The following is an 18,552-nucleotide window of genomic DNA, read 5'->3' as shown; positions in this document are numbered from 1 at the left end:
GGACGAAGTCACCACCGCACCCCGGTGGAGCTCAGCGCGTGTGCGCCAGCAGGTGGCGGACGAGGGTGGTCAGGGCGGCGGCCGACGACTGCTCGTCGCGCGCGTCGCAGGTGACGACGGGGGTGTCCTCCAGCAGGTCCAGCGCCTCGCGCAGGGCCGCCTCGTCGCGCAGGGGTGAGCCGTCGAAGTGGTTGACGGCGATGGCGTAGTCGAGGCCGTAGGTCTCGATCAGGTCGATCACCGGGAAGGAGTCCGCGAGCCGTTCGGGGTCGACGAGGACCAGCGCGCCCAGGGCGCCGCGGGCCATGTCCTCCCACATCTGCACGAAGCGCTGCTGGCCGGGGGTGCCGAACAGGTACAGCACGACGCGGTCGCTGATGGTGAGGCGCCCGAAGTCCATGGCGACCGTGGTGGTGGTCTTGCCCGTCACCCCCTTGAGGTCGTCGATCCCCTCCCCCGCCCGGGTCATGGTCTCCTCGGTGGACAGCGGCTCGATCTCGGAGATCGAGCCGATGAAGGTGGTCTTGCCCACCGCGAAGTGACCGACGACGAGGATCTTGACGGCGGTCTGGTCGGCGCCGCCGCGGACGTACGCCTGCTCACCGAGCCGGGCGGGTTCAGCCGAACTTGGCGCGGAGACCATTCAGTACCTCCTCGAGGATCTCCCGGTCGGCGAGGGGGGCGCGGGCCACGGGCGGGCGGGTGATGAGGTAGCCGCCCTCCGCCAGCGAGGCGAGGAGGATCCGCACCACGCCGAGCGGCAGCCGGGTGTGCCCCGCGATCTCGGCGACCGAGAGGTAACCGGCGGAACAGATGTCCAGCAGCCGCTGCTCCTCGGGCGACAGCCGGGTGGGCCGCTGTCCCTCCTCGGGGGCCGCCGTGACGAGGGTGATCAGGGACAGCTGCTCGTCGTCGGGCAGCCCGCGTCCCTTGGTGATGACATAGGGACGCACTAACGGCGCGGCCTCGGGCTCCCAGTCCTCGTACCCGCTCATGAGCGCAGGCCGAGGTCTTCGCGCGGCGGCGCGGCGAGCGCCTTGCCGAGCTGGCCGACGAGCTGCTGCATCCGGAAGGTGATGTCCTGCATGTCGACGTCCGGGGAGGCGGAGACGCCCAGGTAGGCGCCCTCGCCGGCGGAGATCAGGAAGACCCAGCCGCCGTCGAACTCCACCAGGGTCTGCCGCCAGGCGTGCCGGGGGTCCTCACAGAAGAAGCCGAGCGAACGGCTGAGAGACTGCACTCCGCTCATCGCGGCGGCGACCCGGTCGGCGTCGTCCTTGTCGAAGTCCTTCGTCCGGGCCATCAACAGACCGTCGGCCGAGATCAGGACCGCGTGCAGAGCCCCGGGAATCTCCAGGGCGCTGTCGAGCATCCATGACAGATCGTCGTTCACGAGACCTCATGTCCTTCGCTGCTTGCACCACGTGTGCTGCTCGTAGGGCCCGCCTCGCCGCGCGCGGCCCGGCCGGACTGCGTGCCCCGCTGGAACGCGCCCATGATCGCCGCCGTCTCGGCGCCGGAGCGGCCGGAGGTGCGGGCGTCGGGTGCGCTGCCCGGCACGATCGCCATCGGCCGCTTGCGGCGCCGGCGCGGCAGGCCGTCGGCGGTGGCGGAGGCGGTCAGCGCGGGCTCGGGCCCGGTGGAGTGGGGCATCGCGTGCGGGGGCATGTGGGCCGGCGCCTTCTGCTCGGGCATGGAGGTGAGCAGTTCGTGGGGCAGCAGGACGACCGCGCGCACCCCTCCGTAGGGGGACGAGGAGTCCACGGACACCTCGAAGCCGAAGCGTTCGCAGAGCACGCCGATGACCGCGAAGCCGAACTGCGGCGGGTTGCCGAGCGAGGACACGCCCTTGACGCGGCGGCTGGCCAGCAGGCCCTCGGCGCGGGCCCGCTCCTCGTCGTTCATGCCGACACCGGCGTCGTCGACGACGATGCAGATGCCCTTGGGCACGGTGCGGATGTTGATCTCGACGACGGTGTCGGGGCTGGAGTAGCTGGTGGCGTTGTCGAGCAGTTCGGCCAGGGCCAGCGCGACCGGCTCGACGGCCCGGCTCGTGATGCCGAAGTCGACCTGGGAGAGGATCTCCACGCGCCGGAAGTGACGGATGCGGCCCTGGGCGCTGCGCACCACGTCGTAGACGGACGCCACGTCGCGGTGGCGGCCGAGCCAGCCGTCGCAGAGCACGGCGATGGACTGGGCGCGGCGGCCGAACTGCGAGTTGGTGTGGTCGATCTCCAGCAGGTCCTGGAGGATGGCCGAGTCGCCGTACTTCTCCTGGAGCCGGGAGACGACGAGCTGCTGCTCGGCGGCGAGGCCCTGCAGGGTCCGCATCGCGGACTTCAGTACGGTCTTGGTCGCCTCCTCGGCCTCCTCCTGGGCGGCCTGGACGGACTGGGTGTAATGGTTCTCCAGATCCGAGTAGTGGCTGGTGAGCCCGTCGATCTGCTGCCGGAGCGCTCGGGCCGCCCTGCGCTGGCGGACGACGAGGGCGACGGCGGCGACGAGAAGGACGAGAAGCGCCCAGAGCACCGGGTTCGCTGTGTATTCCGTCATAAGACTCTCTTCAGGCGACTGACGGCCGGCTGCTGATCCCGTCCAGGAGAGTGGACGCGCCCGCTCCGCAAGTGCGGTGATCGTATCATCGGACGAACAGGTGACCGACCGTCAACAGATGTCGCCCGCCCGAAGGTTGGGCCGACACGAGGTCTACGCGAGAAGAACTCCGGGTGGCCGCGCCCCCGAGCGAGCGGCGCCCGGCCGGGACACCGAGCGCACCGGGGGCTGGGGCGCGTGCGGCGGCGCGGGGGGACGCGTGCGGCGGCGCGGCAGGCCCGCGAAAAGCCCGAACGGGCCTCCGACGCGGGTCGCAGGCCCGTTCGGGCGAAGAAGGGGGCAGACGAGTCGGGCTGTACGCCGGGTTCTGTTCCCCGGGTTCCTCGCGGAGCCCGGGGCGACGGCCATCCATCTAGGGCCGGCGTTGCCGCCGGTCTCGTGCGGTCTACCCGCGGACTCGGGCGGGCAGCCCTCGAACGTCCGCGCAGAAGCACCGGAGTGCTTCCTTTTGACCTTGCTCCGGGTGGGGTTTACCTAGCTGCCCAGGTCACCCTGGGCACTGGTGGTCTCTTACACCACCGTTTCACCCTTACCGAGGGCCGAGGCCCCCGGCGGTCTGTTTTCTGTGGCACTGTCCCGCGGGTCACCCCGGGTGGCCGTTAGCCACCACCCTGCCCTGTGGAGCCCGGACGTTCCTCGGGAAGCCCCCGTCAAGGGGACTCCACGCGGCCGTCCGCCCGGCTCGTCTGCCGTGTGGACCATGGTACCGGGCGGGTGGTCCTGCGCGGACCCGCGGCCGTCGCCAGCACCGAGCCCGCCAGGATCAGGGCGAAGGACACGCCGATCGTCACCGTCAGGCGCTCGTCCAGGAGGAGCGCGCCGGCCGCCACCGCGACCGCCGGGTTGACGTACGTGATCACCGTCGCCCGGGTGGGCCCCGCCTCCTTGATCAGCTCCAGGAAGGCGACGAACGCCACGGCCGTGCAGATCACGCCCAGCCCGGCCAGCGCCGCCAGCACCGGGGGCGCGGGCACCTGCGAGGGCCAGGTCGCCGCCGCAGCGGGGGCGTACACCAGCGCCGCCAGCGCCAGGCAGGGCGCCGTCAGATGCAGGGACGGGACGTCCCTGAGATGGCGCGCGGCGATCAGCGGGGCGGTGGCGTACCCCACCACCGTCAGCAGCACCTCCGCGAGCGAGCGGGCGTCGCCGCCGGTCAGGTGCGGGGCGGTGAGGACGCCGACGCCGGCGAGGCCGAGGGCGAGGCCGCTCAGACGTCGTATGCCGAGGCGCTCGGTGTCGCCGAAGAACCGGGCCAGGGCCACGCCGACGACCGGGACACCCGCGATCAGCAGCCCCGCCGTGGAGCTGGACAGGTGCCGTTCGGCGTCGGTGAGGGTGTACCACGGGCCGATGATCTCGATGCACGCGAAGGCCAGCAGGGGACGCCAGTGGGTGCGCACGGTACGGGCCAGCCCCGGCTGCCGCAGGGCGAAGGGGAGCAGCAGGGCCGCGCCGAGCGCGCAGCGTACGAACACCACGGTGGCCGGGGACACCGTGTCCACCGCCACCTTGATCATGAGATAGGGGATGCCCCAGACCACTCCCATGAGGGAGAAGAGGAACCAGCCGCGTGCAGTCATGCGCAGAGTTTCGGCCAAGGCCTCACCGCGCGTCTTGAACGCTGTTGCGGTACGCCGCCGGGGTCACCCCGAGCACCCGGCGGAACCAGCGGGTCAGGTGCGCCTGGTCGGCGAATCCCACCAGGCCCGCCACCTCCGCCGGGCGCAGCCCCGCCTCCAGCAGCCCACGGGCCCGGCTCACCCGGTGCTGCGCCAGCCAGGCGTACGGCGGTATCCCCGTCGCCGTGCGGAAGGCGCGCAGCAGCTGGTAGCGGGACAGGCCCAGCTCGCCGGCGAGGTCGGCGAGGGAGGGCGGGGCGAGCAGCTCGCCGGCCAGGCGGTCGCGGACGACGGCGGCGACGCGGTCCGCGCCGGGCACGGTGTCGCTCGCCGCACGGGCCGTGGAGTGGCGCCGGGCCAGGGCTGTGAGCAGCCACGGCAGCCGGGACTCGGCCTCCAGTGGGTCGGGGCAGGCGGCGATCTCGGTGTGCGCCAGGCGCAGCGCGGCGGCCAGTTCGGGGTCGTGCAGGACCGGTTCGCGGAAATGCGGGAGGCCGTCGCCGAGCAGGCCGTCTCCCAGCAGTGCGGGCGCCGCGTACAGGGCGCGGTAGGCGTAGCCCTCGGGTGCGGCGGGGCCGCCGGTGTGCATCTCGCCCGGTTCCAGGACGACGAGGGAGCCGGGGCCGGAGTGGATCCGGCCGCCCCGGTAGGCGATGACCTCCAGGCCGCCGAGGGTGACGCCGACGGTGTACTCGGCGTGGGCGTGCGGGGCGTAGACGTGCCGGTCGAAGGAGGCCGTCAGCAGATCGAGCGGGGGCCCGCCGTGCCCCAGCCGCGCCCTGGTCCACCGCGCCTCTTCACGCCCGTCACCCATGCCGTGCACCCCCTGGAATTCAGAGGATGCAACACCGCACGGGTCAGAGAAAGTCCGAGGTGTCCAGCTCGAAGACGAACGGCTCGGGGAGGGCGAGGGTCTTGCCGAGCGGGCGGGTGCACTGCTCGCGGTATTCGTCCTTCTCCGGATCACTGAACAGCGTGACGGAGGAGGCTTCCCGGTCGATGAGCAGGTAGAGGGGGATGCCCCCGCGGGCGTAGCAGCGGCGCTTGGCCTCACGGTCGGCCTTGGGCCGGGTGGACGTCACCTCCAGCACCATGGCGACCCCGTCGCAGGGCATCCAGGGGTCGGCGCCGCGGTACAGGCGCAGCCTCAGGGGGGCGAAGGTGCCGTCCGGGATCACATGGTCCTTCGGGCAGTCACCCCCGCTGCGCAGTTTCAGCCCCTTGTTCCCGGAGAACTGCATGTCGATCCGGGACCGCCTGATCACCTGGTTCACGATCAGCCCGATGTAGTCCTCGTGATCCCCGTCCGGCGGCGGTGTCACTACGATCTCGCCCTCGATCAGCTCGGCCCGGAAACCCTCCGGGGTGTCCAGGGCGAGAAAGCCCTCCAGCAGGACCTCTTCCTGCGTGAGCGGCTCATGGGCCATGGCAGTCATGTCACGCCCCTCCTTCGGTCGCTCGCCAGACTGGGACATCGCGTGATCACCTGCCCGAGAGATCGGGAACCGTTCCCTCGAGCGTGGCACACGACCAACGCCACCGTCAGGCGACGAATCGCCGCTTGACCCTGCCGCGACGTCAACGTCTTCACTGGGGTCATGCGGATCGGAGAACTCGCCGCGGTCGTCGGGGTCACCACACGGGCCGTGCGCCACTACCACCACCTGGGCCTGCTGTCCGAGCCGGAGCGGCTCGGCAACGGTTACCGGCACTACACCCTGCGGCACGCCGTCGTGCTCGCCCGGATCCGGCGGCTGACGGAGCTGGGGCTCGGGCTCGCGGAGGTACGGGACGTGCTCGCCGACGACGCCGGGAAGGACCTGGTCGAGGTGCTGACCGAGCTGGACGACGACCTCGCCCGGCAGGAGGCGGCGATCCGGGAGCGCCGCCGGCGGCTGCGGGAACTGCTGGAGGCGCAGACGCTGCCCGCCGAGGGGCCCGTCTCCCCCGGGCTCGCCGAGCTGCTCGCCCGGGTGCCCGGCTCTGCGTCGCCCATGGCGGCCAAGGACCGCGAGATCCTCGCCCTGCTGGACACCGCCGCGCCGCCCGGGGCGCGGGAGCGGATCACCGCCGTACTCGCCGAGGCCCTCGCCGGGCCGGAGGCCGTACGACGGGCCGAGCACGCGTACGCCCTGCTCGACCTGCTCGCCGGCGCCGCGCCCGACGATCCGCGGGTGGAGGAGGCCGCGCGGGCGCTGGCGGACGCGGTCCCGGCCGGTCTGCTGCCCGAGGGCGGCGTCCCCGAGGGCGACGCCTTTCTGCGGGCGGTGTGCGCCGACTTCTCCCCCGCGCAGGCCGAGGCGTTCCGGCGGGCGCTGCGGATGATCGCCGGGGCCGCCGCCACGGCCCGACGCGAAGGGCAGGGACGATGAGAACCGCCTGGTCGCTGGCCCGGCACGAGGCGCGGCTGATGACGAGTCTCGTGCTGTGGATCGCCCGGCGGCGTCACGGCACCCGCGGCGCCGCGCACACCTTCGGATACGCCCGCGGGCAGGGCGCCATGACCGCCGGGCTCGCCTTCGTCTGCCTCGTGGAGACCTTCACCCTGTCCGTGCTGCTGCGCGACCGGCCCACCGCGCACGCGGTGGTGCTCGTGCTGGACGCCTACACGGTCGTCTTCGTCGTCGCCCTGCACGCCGCGTCCGTCGTCCGACCCCATGTGCTCGACGCCGCCGCCCTGCGCGTGCGGCACGGCACCCATGTGGACCTGCGCATCCCGGTGCACAGCATCCGCACGGTGCGGCACGAGCTGCGCGCCTCCGCCGCCCGCGCCCCCGGCGAGCTGGACGTCGCCGTCGGCGGGCAGACCTCCGTGACCCTGGAGCTGTCCCGTCCGGTCACCCATGTCACGGTGCTGGGCCGGCGGCGCGAGGTGCGTGTCGTACGGCTGCACGCGGACGACGCCGACGGCCTGGTGCGTGCGCTCAGGCCGGTTCGAAGCTCACCTTCGCCGCGTGCGGATCGGCCTGGGTGAGCCGCACCGGCAGCCGCTCCCCGAGCGAGCCGGGGCCGGCGCCGCGGATCTCCCCGATGACCGCCGGCGACTCCACCTGGACGGTCCCGCGGTGGTCGTCCAGCTCCACCACGCATCCCTGGAAGACCTCCCCCACCTGGTCCTGCAGCACCACCGCCTCGACCAGGTCGATGCAGGCCCGGTCGACCTTGCTCGCGAGCCGGCCGCCCTCGGCCATCCGGTCGTGCACCACGTCCAGCGCGGCGCGCGCCCACTCGGGCGGCTCCTGCCCGGCGCAGGCCGCGATCGCGATCTCGGAGGCCCAGCGGTCCACCAGGCGGCGCAGCGGCGCCGTGCAGTGCGTGTACGGTGCGGCGACCGCGGCGTGCGTGGTCAGCTCGGGGAGGTGCCCGTCGCGGAAGACCGTGTACTCGGCGTGCCCCATCACCGTGGCGCATGCCTGGAGGAACGCCGCGTGGCGCGGCCGGTGCGGGTCGAGGGAACGGACGAGCCGCGCGTACGACACGTGGTGCGGCCAGTCGATGTGCAGCGCGAACGCGGTGCGGCGCAGCCGGTCGACGGCGCCGGTCGGGGTCGGCGGCAGCGTGCGCAGCACCCCCGTGCCGTGCGCCAGCATCAGCTGGGCCGCGGCCATGCCGGTGAGCAGGGAGATCTGGGCGTTCCAGCCGTCGGTGGCGAGCGGGGCGCGGTAGGCGAGTTCGTAGGTGTGGTCGCGCGGGACGATCTCCTGCTCGGGCACGCGCAGCGAGACGCCGCCGCGCTCGGCCTCCCGCGCCTCCAGCAACTGCCCGACGGTCTTCAGCAGCGCGAGCGGTTCCTCGGCGGTGCCGGCGTCGATCTGCTGCTGCACGCCCGCGTAGTCCAGCCGGGCACGGCTGCGCACCAGGGCGCGGCGGACGTCGACGCTCCGGGTCCGGCCGTCGGCGTCGAGGTCGATCGTCCACAGCACGGCGGGCCGGGTCTGCCCCGGCAGCAGGCTCGCGGCGCCCTCGCTCAGCACGGGCGGGTGCAGCGGGACGCGGCCGTCGGGGAAGTACAGGGTCAGCACCCGCTGCCGCGCCTCCCGGTCCAGCGGCCCGCCCGGTACGACGAAGGCGGCCACGTCGGCGATGGCGTACCGCACCCGGTAACCGGCGCCCTGCCGGGACAGGTGCAGGGCCTGGTCCAGGTCCAGGGAGCCGGGCGGGTCGATGGTGAACAGCGGGACGTCGGTGGCGTCGTGCACCGGCAGCGCCGGGTCCCGGGCGACCCGGTCGGCCTCGGCGAGCACCTCCGGCGGGAAGGGACCGGGGACGGCGAGCCGGGTGCGCAGCGCGTCCAGGGCGCCGCGCATCGGGCCCTCGGGGGCGCCGGTCACGTGCACGGGGCAGCGGGGCATACCGCCACCGTAGGGCGCGGGCGGCCGGGTGGCACGCCGTACGCTGGGGCGGTCCCCTCGTGAAGGAGAAATCCCGTGCTCGTCCTCCTCCCGCCCTCCGAAGGCAAGGCGCCCTCCGGCACCGGCGCGCCGCTGTCGCTGGAGTCGCTGTCGCTGCCGGGGCTCACGGCCGCCCGGCGGACGGTGCTGGAGGAACTGGTCGAGCTGTGCGCGGCCGACGAGGAGAAGGCGCGCGAGGTGCTCGGGCTGAGCGAGGGCCTGCGCGGGGAGGTCGCGAAGAACGCCGCGCTGTACGAGGCGGGTGCGCGGCCCGCCGGTGAGGTGTACACGGGGGTGCTGTACGACGCCCTGGACCTCGCCACGCTGGACGCGGCGGCCCGGGAGCGGGCGGCGCGCTCGCTGCTGGTGTTCTCGGGGCTGTGGGGTGCCGTACGGGTGACCGACGCGATCCCCTCCTACCGCTGCTCGATGGGGGTGAAGCTGCCGGGGCTGGGGGCGCTGGGCGCGTACTGGCGCACCCCGATGGCGGCCGTGCTGCCGGAGGCCGCCGGGGACGGGCTGGTGCTGGACCTTCGGTCGGCGGCGTACGCGACGGCGTGGAAGCCGAAGGGCGAGGTCGCGGGGCGCACGGCGACGGTCCGGGTGCTGCATGCGCCGACCCGGAAGGTGGTCAGCCACTTCAACAAGGCGACGAAGGGGCGGATCGTGCGCAGCCTGCTGACGGCCGGGGCCGCGCCCGAGGATCCGGCGCGGCTGGTGGAGGCGCTGCGCGACCTCGGGTACGTCGTGGAGGCCGAGGCTCCGGCGAAGGCGGGGCGGCCCTGGTCGCTGGATGTGCTGGTGGACGAGGTCCACTGAGACGACGACCGTAGGTCGTTGCATTCTCTGCAACGACCTTTGCGCAGGGTGCACGCGGGCGGGCAGGATGAGGCCATGCCCGAGTCTCTGCCTGCCTCCGCGTCCCCGTGCGCGCCCGCTTCTCCGTCCGCCTCCGTGCTGGATCTCGCCCCGGTCCTTCCGGTCGTCGTCCTCCAGGACGCGGCCGACGCCGTACCGCTCGCACGGGCGCTGGTCGCCGGGGGCCTGCCCGCCATCGAGGTGACCCTGCGCACGCCCGCCGCGCTGGAGGGCCTGCGGGCGATCGCGCGGGAGGTGCCGGGCGCGGTGGCCGGCGCGGGCACGGTGATCACGCCGGAGCAGGTGGCCGACTGCGTGGCGGCCGGGGCGCGGTTCCTGGTCAGCCCCGGCTGGACGGAGGCGCTGCTGACGGCGATGACGGCGTCCGGGGTGGCGTTCCTGCCGGGGGTGTCGACCGCCTCGGAGGTGGTCGCGCTGCTGGAACGCGGGGTGCGGGAGATGAAGTTCTTCCCCGCGCAGGCCGCGGGCGGCACGGCGTATCTGAGGTCGCTGGCCGGACCGCTGCCGCAGGCCCGTTTCTGCCCCACCGGCGGCATCACGCCCCAGCTGGCCCCCGACTACCTGGCCCTGCCCAACGTCGGCTGCGTCGGCGGCAGTTGGATGGTGCCGGCGGACGCGGTGGCAGCCCGCGACTGGCCCCGCGTCGAGCGGCTGGCGCGGGAGGCGGCCACGCTCGGCGCCTGCCGCTGAGCCCGGCCGCCGAGCGCGGCCCTGCGCCCGTCAGGGCCGCGGGGCGTCGCTCAGCGCAGGTGGCTCGTGTCGTTGAACAGGCGGACGCTGGCGTTGCCGTCGGCGTAGTAGGCCACCGCCGACAGGGACGCCGCGGACAGCTCCATGCGGAACAGGGACTCCGGGGGTGCGCCCAGGGCGAGCCGGAGCAGGGTCTTGATCGGCGTGACGTGGGTGACGAGCAGGACCGTGCGGCCCGCGTACGCCGCGATCAGCTTGTCGCGTGCCGCCGCGACCCGGACGGCAGTGGCCGCGAAGCTCTCGCCGCCGCCGGTCGGCGCGACGTCCGGCGAGGCGAGCCAGGCGTTCAGGTCGTCGGGGTGGCGCTCGCGCACCTCGGCGAAGGTCAGCCCCTCCCAGGCGCCGAAGTCCGTCTCGCGCAGACCGTCCTCGACGGTCACCTCCAGCCCGAGGCGGTCGGCGACGATGCTGGCGGTCTCGCGGGTGCGGGCCAGCGGGGAGGCGACGATGTGCTGGATGGTGCCGCGCCGGGCGAGCGCGGCGGCGACGCGTTCGGCCTGCTCCCGGCCGACGTCGGAGAGGGCGGGGTCACTTCCGCCGCTGCCCGAGAAACGCTTCTGCGGGGTGAGCGGCGTCTCCCCGTGCCGCAGCAGTACGAAGGTGGCGGGGGCCCCGAGATCGGGGGCGGAGCCCCAGCCCGGAGCGGAGCTTGCTGCCACCGTGCCACCGGCCGCCGGGCCACGGCCTGCGGGCGCCGCGTCCGTGGCACCGGCCGCCGGGGCGAGCCGCGGTGCCGGGGCGGAGCCGATCGCAGGGGCGGCGCTCGTCGCCGACGCGCCGTCGCCGAGGGCACCACTGGCGTCCACCGACGTGCCGTCGGCGACGGCATCCGTAGTGTCCAGGGACGCGGTACCGCCGACGGCGCCCCTGGCGTCCGCCGACCCGGTACCTGCGACGGCAGCGCTGATGTCCGCCGTCGCGGCGCCGGACTGCGGCGCAGCAAGCGTTCCCGGCGCCGCAAGCGTTCCCGGAGCCGCAGGCGTTCCCGTCGTGGCGACCGTGCGGGCCGCGCGGACGTCGGCCAGGGCCGCTCGGGCGCGGGCCGCGCCCGCTGCCGCGTCGCCGGGCGGGCCCGACGGCTCGGGGATCGCGGCCGCGTCCAGTTCCGCGCGGGACGCCGACAGCGTCCACTGCTCGCCCCGGCCGCCCGCGTCCATCGCCTCGTTGGCCAGACGGTCGGCGTGCTTGTTCCGCTCGCGCGGGATCCACTCGTAGGTGACCTGGCCGGGCGGGAACACGCTCGCCGCCTCGGCCGCGAGCGGCTTCATCGACGGGTGCTTGATCTTCCAGCGGCCCGACATCTGCTCGATGACGAGCTTGGAGTCCATCCGGACGTGCACCGAGGCCGACGCGTCCAGCTCGTGCGCCGCGCGCAGCCCGGCCAGCAGTCCCCGGTACTCCGCCACGTTGTTCGTGGCGACACCGATGTACTCGGCCCGCTCGGCCAGCGTCTGCCCGCTCGCCGCGTCCTTGACCACGGAGCCGTACCCGGCCGGGCCGGGGTTGCCCCGCGACCCGCCGTCGGCCTCGACGATGAACTCCCGCACCCGAAGGCTCCCTACAGCCCGGACTCGGCCGTGCGCACCAGGATGCGGCGGCAGTTCTCGCAGCGCACCACGGTGTCCGGCGCGGCCTTGCGGATCTCGCTCAGCTCGGTGATGGCGAGCTCCTGGCGGCAGCCCTGGCAGGTGCGCTGGTACAGCTTGGCCGCACCGATGCCGCCCTGCTGGGCGCGCAGCTTGTCGTAGAGCCCCAGCAGCGCGTCGGGGACCGAAGCCGCCACGACCTCGCGCTCCTTGGTCACCGAGGCGGCCTCGCCGTCGATCTCCTCGAAGGCGGCGTCCCGGCGGCCGGTCGCGTCGTCGATCTTCGCCTGGACGGAGGCGACCCGCTCGGTCAGCTCGCTCACCCGCTCCTGGGCGGCCTCGCGGCGCTCCATGACCTCGAGGACGACGTCCTCCAGGTCGCCCTGCCGCTTGGCGAGGGAGGCGATCTCGTGCTGGAGGTTCGCCAGGTCCTTCGGCGAGGTCACGGCGCCGGAGTCCAGGCGCTGCTGGTCGCGGACGGCGCGCTGGCGGACCTGGTCGACGTCCTGCTCGGCCTTGGTCTGCTCGCGGGCGGTGTCGCTCTCCTCGGTCTGGGCGGCCACGAGCAGGTCGCGCAGCTGGGTGAGGTCCTTGGTGAGCGACTCGATCTCGGCGTGCTCGGGCAGCGACTTCCGCTTGTGCGCGAGCTGCTGCAGGCGCACATCCAGGGCCTGGACGTCGAGGAGTCGGATCTGGTCGGCGGGCGCGGCGTTCAGTTGGGGGCTCCAGGTGACGGGGAGTGGCTGGTCCAGGGGTCGGTGACCGTCTTCGAGACGTGGACGCGCAGGTCCCATCCGTGCCGGTCGGAGATCTCGTCGAGCTGGCTCGCGGCCAGCTCGCACCAGGGCCACTCGGTGGCCCAGTGCGCCGCGTCGAGCAGCGCGAGAGGACTGTGGGCGACCGCCTCGCTCGCCGGGTGGTGGCGCAGGTCGGCGGTCAGGAAGGCGTCGACGCCGGCCGCGCGGACCTGGTCGAAGAGGCTGTCGCCGGAGCCACCGCTGACGGCGACCGTGCGGATCGTCGTCTCCGGGTCGCCGGCGACGCGGATGCCCTGGGCGGTCGAGGGCAGGCGTCCGGCGGCGAGCGCGGCGAACTCGCGCAGCGGCAGCGGGTGGTCCAGTTCGCAGATCCGGCCGAGGCCCCGGCGCCCGTCGGGGTCGGCCGGGTCGGGCACGAGCGGTCGTACGACACGAAGGTCCAGCGCGCCGGCGAGGGCGTCGCTGACGCCCGGGTCGGCGGTGTCCGCGTTCGTGTGGGCCACGTGCAGCGCGATGTCGTTCTTGATCAGGGTGTGGACGACCCGGCCCTTGAAGTGGGAGGCCGCGACCGTGGTCGTGCCGCGCAGGTAGAGCGGGTGGTGGGTGACCAGCAGGTCGGCGCCGAGCTTGACGGCCTCGTCGACGATCTCCTGCACGGGGTCGACGGCGAACAGGACCCGGGTGACCTCCTGGCCGGGGTCGCCCACGACGGTGCCGACCGCGTCCCAGGACTCGGCCCGCTCGGCGGGCCACAGCTTCTCCAGCGCGGCGATGACTTCAGACAGACGGGGCACGGGTGCAAGGCTACCTGGCTGATCTGCCCCTCTGTACAGCTGTCGCCGCCCCTGTGACCGGGTGTGCGCCGCTCAGCACATTCGCCCCGTTTTCCTCAGGTGAATCGCTTCTGCACCACCCTTATGTGTGAAGGGCCGGCCGCCGCGTGCCACGCCCGTGCGTGCGAAAACTAGCTTCGTCGCCGGAGGTGACCGAACCATGACGGCCTGTGCGATCGAGCCCCCGGCGGCGGACGAGGACGGCCTCTCCCCGCGGGCAGGGTGCGTGATCACGGCGGACGGCGGCTATGCCGCGCGCCTCGCCCACGACGGTGAGTCCCCCTTCCCCGAGCGCTGGACCCTCGGCGGCCCCGAGCCGTACGCGGTGCCGCTGCCCGGGAACCAGCCCGAGGAGCCCGGTAGCGAGCTGCAGCCGATGGCGGACGGCCGGGTGCTGATCAAGCGCCGGGTCGGCGAGCGCCACGACTTCTGCCTCCTCTACCCGACCGGTCCCGGCACCGGCGAGGCGCCGCTCGGCACCGTGCCGGAACCCGAGGACGGCACGGTGCGGCTGCTGCCCCCGGCGCCGGGCGGCGAGCGGGCGTACGCGCTCGCGGTGGGCCCGCGCTCCAGCACGGTGTGGCTGGTCGCGGGCGGGGCGTCCGGCCCCGAGCGGCTGGCCGAGGTGCCGGGGCGCTGCTCGGGCGGGGTGTGGCTGGATCACACCGGGCGGATGCTGGCCCTGGACCGGGAGAGCGACGGGCGGACCAAGACGGTCGTGGTGGACCTCGGGCGGGACGGCGAGATGTCGCCGCTGCTGCAGATCACCGAGGCCAGCGACGACCGGCTGCTGCTCGCCGATCCCGACAGCGGCCTGCTGCTGATCTCCTCGGACGCGCCCGCGCCCGGCGCGCCCCGGCTCGGCTGGGGCGTCCTGGGCAGCACCCTTCCGGTGCGCTTCCCGGTAAGCCTCCGGCTGCCGGAGTGCCGGGTGACGCCGTTCGCGATCCAGCCGGGACAGGTGCTGATGCCGGAGAGCTGCGCGGTGGCGCTGCGCATCGACGGGCCGCTCGGCACCTGGGCCGGGATGTGGCGGCCGGCCGAGCGGCGGGTGCACCATCTCGCGGCGCCCGCGGGCTGGTTGACCGGCGCCGGGCTCGTCACGTCCGAGGGTGAGCTGCTGCTGCCGTACTCCACCGAGGAGGTGCGCTGCGGGCTGGCCCGGCTGAGCGTGCCGGCGGTGGTCCCGCCCGTGCCGCAGGAGCCGGTCGAGGAGGCCCCCGAGCCGGTCGCGCCGCGCCCGGTGCCGTTGCAGCAGGCGCCGTTGGGACGACTTGTAACGAAGTAGTGCCGGTTGGCGTGTGCGGCTGGATTACGCCCGAGGTGCGCCGGTTACACTCGCCCGGCTGTAAGGAAAGATCATGTTGACGGGGTGAATTCATCCGATGAACGACGCCAGCACGACGCAGCCGCAGGGCCGTGAGGCCGAGATGGCAGCCGCCGGGCACGGCAGGCACCGGGGTCCGGTGTCGGTGCAGGACGGCGAGACGGCCCCGCAGGGCCGCCACCGCAGGACGTCCGAACAGGCCGAATCGGCGGCCTGACGGCACGTGTGCGAACGGCCCCGCCCGGGCAGTCGGGGCGGGGCCGTTCCGCGTCTGGGGCGGGGCCGTTCCGCGTCTTCGGCGGCGTACCGCCGCGGCCCGCGCCTCAGGAGTGGCGTACGACGGCATCGGTGAGGACCGGCGCCTCGTCCCGCTCGACGGCGCTCACGGCGACCCGGACCCCGTCCTCGGTGCGCCACATGCGGATGCGCAGTGTCTCCCCCGGATGGACGACCCCGGCGAACCGGGCGCGGTACGACCGCACTCGCGCCACGTCACCGCCGAGCAGCGTGTCGGCGACGGCCTTGAGGGTCATGCCGTAGGTGCACAGCCCGTGCAGGATCGGCCGCTCGAAGCCGGCGGCCCGGGCGAACTCGGGGTCGGCGTGCAGGGGGTTGTCGTCGCCGGACAGGCGGTACAGCAGCGCCTGGTCCTCGCGGATCGTGTGCTCGACGACCCGGTCCGGCTCACCGATGGGTGCCTCCAGGCGTGCCGTGGGTCCCCGGTCGCCGCCGAAGCCGCCCTCGCCGCGCACGTGGACGTGGGCCTCGTCGGTCCACAACGGGCCGTCGGCGTCAGCGGCTTCGGTGCGCAGCACGAGGACGGCCGCCCCGCCCTTGTCGTACACCGCGGTGACGCGCGAGGTGGCCCGCGCGGTGCCCTGCACCGGGAGCGGGCGGTGCACGGTCAGCGTCTGCCCGGCGTGCAGGACGCGTGCGAGGTCGACGTCCACACCGGGCACGGACAGCGCGCGGATCACGCCGGGGGCGCCGGAGCCGGCGACGGTGGCGAAGCTCGGCAGGACGTGCAGCCGGGACTCCAGGGTGTAGCGCAGCTCACCGGGGTCGGTGGCGGGGACGCCGGCGCCGATGCCGAGGTGGTAGAGCTGGACGTCCTTGACGGTCCAGGAGATGTCACGGGTGAGGGGCGCGGCCGTGAGGGCCTTGCGTACGTCGATGGGCATGGGGCTCCTGTGGGTCGCGGCGCCCTCTGTATAGCCCACCGGCGGGCACAGCCCAAGGAGATGACGGACCACCGGTCCGCGGGCATCGTGACATTTGTCCTGCCGGAGTCCGTACACGCGCATCTGCCGGACGCCGCCCGTTCTCCCTATCGTCGAAGACGTGACGACCACGGGCGCGCAGTGGTGGGACCGGCTGAGCGCGCGGCGACGGATCGATCGGGGGAGCACGGATGGGGTACGGGGACGACGGCGGAAGCCGGCTGCGGGCGTGGCGGGAGACGGTGGCACGGGGCAGCGCGGAGGTGGCACGGAGCAGGGCGCAGCGGCAAAAGGCGCGCTGCGCGGAGGAGGCGGAGAACTCGGGGCCGCAGCGCAGCGGTTTCACGCTGCTGCCCTGGTTGGTGATGGGTCTGGGGGCGTTCTCCAACGTCTTCCAGGGCAGGACCGCGAACCCGTGGATCGGCGCTGCGGGCCTGCTCGTCTTCAACTCGCTGTACATCTACGTCGTCTTCCGGGCGTTCGACAAGCGCAAGCGGCAGGAGCGCTCCACGCGCGCCGCGCTGGGGCTGATGGCCGCGGTGACGTGCGCGCTGGCCGTGGACTACGGCGACAGCTGGCTGCTGTTCTTCCCCCTGCTGGGGCTGGCCACGGGCTCGGTGGTGCGCGGGCCGCGACTGAAGGCGGTCGGCGCCGCCGTGGCCGTCCTCGCGGGCGCGGTGTCCTGTGCGCACGACGGCTGGGACGGGATGACCATCGCGTACGCCACGTGGATCTCCACGATGGTGACGGCCGCGATCCTCTCCCTGTCCGAGGCCGTGGGCGAACTGCGCGCCGCCCGGGAGGAGCTGGCGCACCGGGCGGTGGAGCAGGAACGGCTGCGCTTCTCCCGCGATCTGCACGATCTGCTCGGCCACACGATGTCCGTGATCGTCGTCAAGTCGGAGGCGGCGCGGCGGCTGGCGGCGCGAGACCTGGACGCGGCGCTGGCGCAGATCACCGACATCGAGTCGGTCGGGCGCCAAGCGCTCACCGAGATCCGGGAGGCCGTCACCGGGTACCGGGACGGCAGCCTGTCCACGGAGCTGGACCGGGCGCGCTCCGCTCTGACCGCGGCGGGCATCGAACCGGTCGTGCGCCGCTCGGGGCCGCCGCCGGCCGCGCAGACGGAGGCGCTGCTCGGGTGGGTGGTGCGCGAGGCGGTGACCAACGCGGTGCGCCACAGCGGGGCGCGGCGGTGCGAGATCGCGGTGACCGGGAGCGGGGAGAAGGTGCGGTTGACGGTCCGGGACGACGGGCGCGGGCCGGTGGTTCCGCGTGAGGGCGCGGTGGGGGGTACGGGGTTGACGGGGCTGACGGAGCGGTTGGCGGCGGCCGGTGGCACGTTGACGGCCGGTGCCGGGGAGCGGGGCGGGTTCGTGGTGCGGGCGGAGTTGCCGGCACCGGCGGATTTTGGGCAGACGGTCACGGCGCGAGCGGGGTGCACCACGCCGGTGCGGCCTACGCTGGGCGGGTGAACGAGGAGATGCCCCGGGGGCGGCGCCCCGGCAAGTCGATCCGGGTGCTGCTCGCCGAGGACCAGGGGATGATGCGCGGGGCCCTGGCGTTACTGCTGGGGATGGAACCGGACATCGAGGTCGTGGCGCAGGTCGGCACGGGGGACGCGATCGTGGACGCCGCGCTGACGCACCGCCCGGACGTCGCGCTCCTCGACATCGAACTGCCCGGCATCAGCGGGCTGGACGCGGCCGCGGACCTGCGCGAGCAGGCGCCCGACTGCCGGGTGCTGATCCTGACCACGTTCGGCCGGCCCGGCTATCTGCGCCGGGCCATGGAGGCGGGCGCGGCCGGATTCCTCGTCAAGGACGGCCCGGTGGAGGAGCTGGCGGAGGTGATCCGCCGGGTGCTGACCGGGGAGACGGTCGTCGACCCGGCGCTGGCCGCCGCCGCGCTCAGCGCCGGCCCCAGTCCGCTGACGGTCCGCGAGTGCGACGTGCTGAAGGCCTCCGCGGACGGCGCGACGGTCGCCGACATCGCCGCCGCCCTGCACCTGTCGGAGTCCACGGTCCGCAACTACCTCTCCGCAGCGATCGGCAAGACCGGCACCCGCAACCGCATGGAAGCGATACGCGAGGCCCGCCACCAGGGCTGGCTCTGACGCCACCGCCCTGAGCGAAGGCCCGTCACGCCACCGGCCGGAGCGGAGTCCCGTCACGCCACCGGCCACCAGGGACGGCTGATACGGCACCGGCCGCCGGGGGTGGTGACGCGGCGCCGGCCGCCGGGGGGCTGCCACGGCACCGACCGCCGGGGGCGGACGCGGAACCACCGCCGAGGGGCTGACGCAGCACCACGGCCGAGGGGCTGACGCGGCGCCGGCCGCCGGGGTGGCTGCCACGGCGCCCACTGCACAACGCCCGCCGCCAAGGGCGGCCGGTGGTGGTTTCATGGGGCCGCCGCCGAGAGGCGCTGTCGGCTGCGCCCACCGCCAAGGGCGGCCGGGGGACGCCCGCGCCAAGGGCGCGGGTGTGGCGGTGCCGGCCGCCGGCGGTGACCGGAGCTGCACCCGTCGCCGGGGGTGGCTTCGGCAGCGGCCGGCTGCGATGGGGGCTGCCGCG

The 18,552-nt window shown here is 74.1% G+C and carries 19 protein-coding genes, 1 other RNA gene and 1 pseudogene; 8 read left to right on the top strand and 13 right to left on the bottom strand.

What is annotated here, in order from left to right; translation table 11 throughout:
* Positions 1–31: 31 nt before the first annotated feature.
* From ACZ64A_RS10525 to ACZ64A_RS10490, 8 genes and pseudogenes are all read right to left on the bottom strand, one after another.
* Entirely contained in the window at positions 32–643 is a 612-nt protein-coding gene (locus ACZ64A_RS10525) for a GTP-binding protein (protein ID WP_469809549.1), read from the bottom strand.
* Positions 618–995: a DUF742 domain-containing protein gene (locus tag ACZ64A_RS10520; protein ID WP_469809548.1), complete on the bottom strand. Its 378-nt coding sequence runs from the start codon at positions 993–995 to the stop codon at positions 618–620. Before ACZ64A_RS10520 ends, ACZ64A_RS10525 begins: the two co-directional genes overlap by 26 nt.
* Entirely contained in the window at positions 992–1,393 is a 402-nt protein-coding gene (locus tag ACZ64A_RS10515) for a roadblock/LC7 domain-containing protein (protein ID WP_361634573.1), read from the bottom strand. The genes ACZ64A_RS10520 and ACZ64A_RS10515 overlap by 4 nt, the downstream gene beginning before the upstream one ends.
* Positions 1,390–2,553, bottom strand: a complete 1,164-nt coding sequence (locus ACZ64A_RS10510; protein WP_469809547.1) for an ATP-binding protein — start codon at positions 2,551–2,553, stop codon at positions 1,390–1,392. Before ACZ64A_RS10510 ends, ACZ64A_RS10515 begins: the two co-directional genes overlap by 4 nt.
* Positions 2,554–2,893: 340 nt before the next feature.
* An RNA gene (rnpB, locus tag ACZ64A_RS10505) (RNase P RNA component class A) lies at positions 2,894–3,298 on the bottom strand.
* 67 nt (positions 3,299–3,365) lie between these two features.
* Positions 3,366–4,193 (bottom strand): annotated as a pseudogene (locus ACZ64A_RS10500) (DMT family transporter); the annotation flags it as partial.
* A gap of 22 nt (positions 4,194–4,215) precedes the next feature.
* The gene (locus tag ACZ64A_RS10495; RefSeq protein WP_469809546.1) at positions 4,216–5,046 is read right to left on the bottom strand and encodes a helix-turn-helix domain-containing protein; all 831 of its coding nucleotides are present in this window, start codon (positions 5,044–5,046) and stop codon (positions 4,216–4,218) included.
* 43 nt (positions 5,047–5,089) lie between these two features.
* A complete protein-coding gene (locus tag ACZ64A_RS10490; RefSeq protein ID WP_469809545.1) occupies positions 5,090–5,668 on the bottom strand; it encodes a Uma2 family endonuclease in 579 nt (192 codons plus the stop codon).
* A 162-nt stretch (positions 5,669–5,830) separates the two neighbouring features.
* Between ACZ64A_RS10490 and ACZ64A_RS10485 the strand changes: the two genes are divergently transcribed.
* A complete protein-coding gene (locus ACZ64A_RS10485) occupies positions 5,831–6,604 on the top strand; it encodes a MerR family transcriptional regulator (RefSeq protein ID WP_469809544.1) in 774 nt (257 codons plus the stop codon).
* Positions 6,601–7,206: a hypothetical protein gene (locus ACZ64A_RS10480; RefSeq protein WP_469809543.1), complete on the top strand. Its 606-nt coding sequence runs from the start codon at positions 6,601–6,603 to the stop codon at positions 7,204–7,206. The genes ACZ64A_RS10485 and ACZ64A_RS10480 overlap by 4 nt, the downstream gene beginning before the upstream one ends.
* On the opposite strand, the gene ACZ64A_RS10475 is transcribed toward ACZ64A_RS10480, so the two are convergent.
* Complete coding sequence (locus ACZ64A_RS10475) at positions 7,157–8,584, bottom strand: RNB domain-containing ribonuclease (protein ID WP_469809541.1); 1,428 nt, start codon at positions 8,582–8,584, stop codon at positions 7,157–7,159. The two genes, ACZ64A_RS10480 and ACZ64A_RS10475, sit on opposite strands and share 50 nt — an antisense overlap.
* 75 nt (positions 8,585–8,659) lie before the next feature.
* On the opposite strand from ACZ64A_RS10475, the gene yaaA reads away from it, so the two are divergent.
* Positions 8,660–9,442, top strand: a complete 783-nt coding sequence (gene yaaA, locus ACZ64A_RS10470; RefSeq protein WP_469809540.1) for a peroxide stress protein YaaA — start codon at positions 8,660–8,662, stop codon at positions 9,440–9,442.
* A 75-nt stretch (positions 9,443–9,517) separates the two neighbouring features.
* Complete coding sequence (eda, locus tag ACZ64A_RS10465) at positions 9,518–10,192, top strand: bifunctional 4-hydroxy-2-oxoglutarate aldolase/2-dehydro-3-deoxy-phosphogluconate aldolase (protein ID WP_469809539.1); 675 nt, start codon at positions 9,518–9,520, stop codon at positions 10,190–10,192.
* A 50-nt stretch (positions 10,193–10,242) separates the two neighbouring features.
* On the opposite strand, the gene ACZ64A_RS10460 is transcribed toward eda, so the two are convergent.
* From ACZ64A_RS10460 to ACZ64A_RS10450, 3 genes are read right to left on the bottom strand one after another with little or no spacing between them, the layout of a single operon-like run.
* The gene (locus ACZ64A_RS10460) at positions 10,243–11,799 is read right to left on the bottom strand and encodes a bifunctional RNase H/acid phosphatase (protein WP_469809538.1); all 1,557 of its coding nucleotides are present in this window, start codon (positions 11,797–11,799) and stop codon (positions 10,243–10,245) included.
* A gap of 11 nt (positions 11,800–11,810) precedes the next feature.
* Positions 11,811–12,554: a zinc ribbon domain-containing protein gene (locus ACZ64A_RS10455; RefSeq protein ID WP_469810160.1), complete on the bottom strand. Its 744-nt coding sequence runs from the start codon at positions 12,552–12,554 to the stop codon at positions 11,811–11,813.
* Complete coding sequence (locus ACZ64A_RS10450) at positions 12,551–13,390, bottom strand: Nif3-like dinuclear metal center hexameric protein (RefSeq protein ID WP_469809537.1); 840 nt, start codon at positions 13,388–13,390, stop codon at positions 12,551–12,553. The genes ACZ64A_RS10455 and ACZ64A_RS10450 overlap by 4 nt, the downstream gene beginning before the upstream one ends.
* Before the next feature lie 199 nt (positions 13,391–13,589).
* On the opposite strand from ACZ64A_RS10450, the gene ACZ64A_RS10445 reads away from it, so the two are divergent.
* Both ACZ64A_RS10445 and ACZ64A_RS10440 read left to right on the top strand, forming a co-directional pair.
* On the top strand, positions 13,590–14,717 hold the full coding sequence (locus ACZ64A_RS10445) for a hypothetical protein (protein ID WP_469809536.1): 1,128 nt from the start codon (positions 13,590–13,592) through the stop codon (positions 14,715–14,717).
* 97 nt (positions 14,718–14,814) lie between these two features.
* A complete protein-coding gene (locus tag ACZ64A_RS10440) occupies positions 14,815–14,973 on the top strand; it encodes a hypothetical protein (protein ID WP_469809534.1) in 159 nt (52 codons plus the stop codon).
* Between the two features lie 106 nt (positions 14,974–15,079).
* Here the strand turns inward: ACZ64A_RS10440 and ACZ64A_RS10435 are convergent, their stop codons facing one another.
* On the bottom strand, positions 15,080–15,937 hold the full coding sequence (locus tag ACZ64A_RS10435) for a MaoC/PaaZ C-terminal domain-containing protein (RefSeq protein ID WP_469809533.1): 858 nt from the start codon (positions 15,935–15,937) through the stop codon (positions 15,080–15,082).
* Positions 15,938–16,167: 230 nt separating this feature from the next.
* Between ACZ64A_RS10435 and ACZ64A_RS10430 the strand changes: the two genes are divergently transcribed.
* Both ACZ64A_RS10430 and ACZ64A_RS10425 read left to right on the top strand, forming a co-directional pair.
* Positions 16,168–17,451, top strand: coding sequence for a sensor histidine kinase (locus tag ACZ64A_RS10430; protein WP_469809531.1), 1,284 nt, complete (start codon positions 16,168–16,170; stop codon positions 17,449–17,451).
* A gap of 8 nt (positions 17,452–17,459) precedes the next feature.
* On the top strand, positions 17,460–18,092 hold the full coding sequence (locus tag ACZ64A_RS10425; RefSeq protein WP_469810158.1) for a response regulator: 633 nt from the start codon (positions 17,460–17,462) through the stop codon (positions 18,090–18,092).
* Positions 18,093–18,552: the final 460 nt, after the last annotated feature.

The sequence above is a fragment of the Streptomyces sp. NPDC104814 genome (genome assembly GCF_055583185.1).
This window is presented reverse-complemented; position numbering and strand designations above follow the sequence as displayed.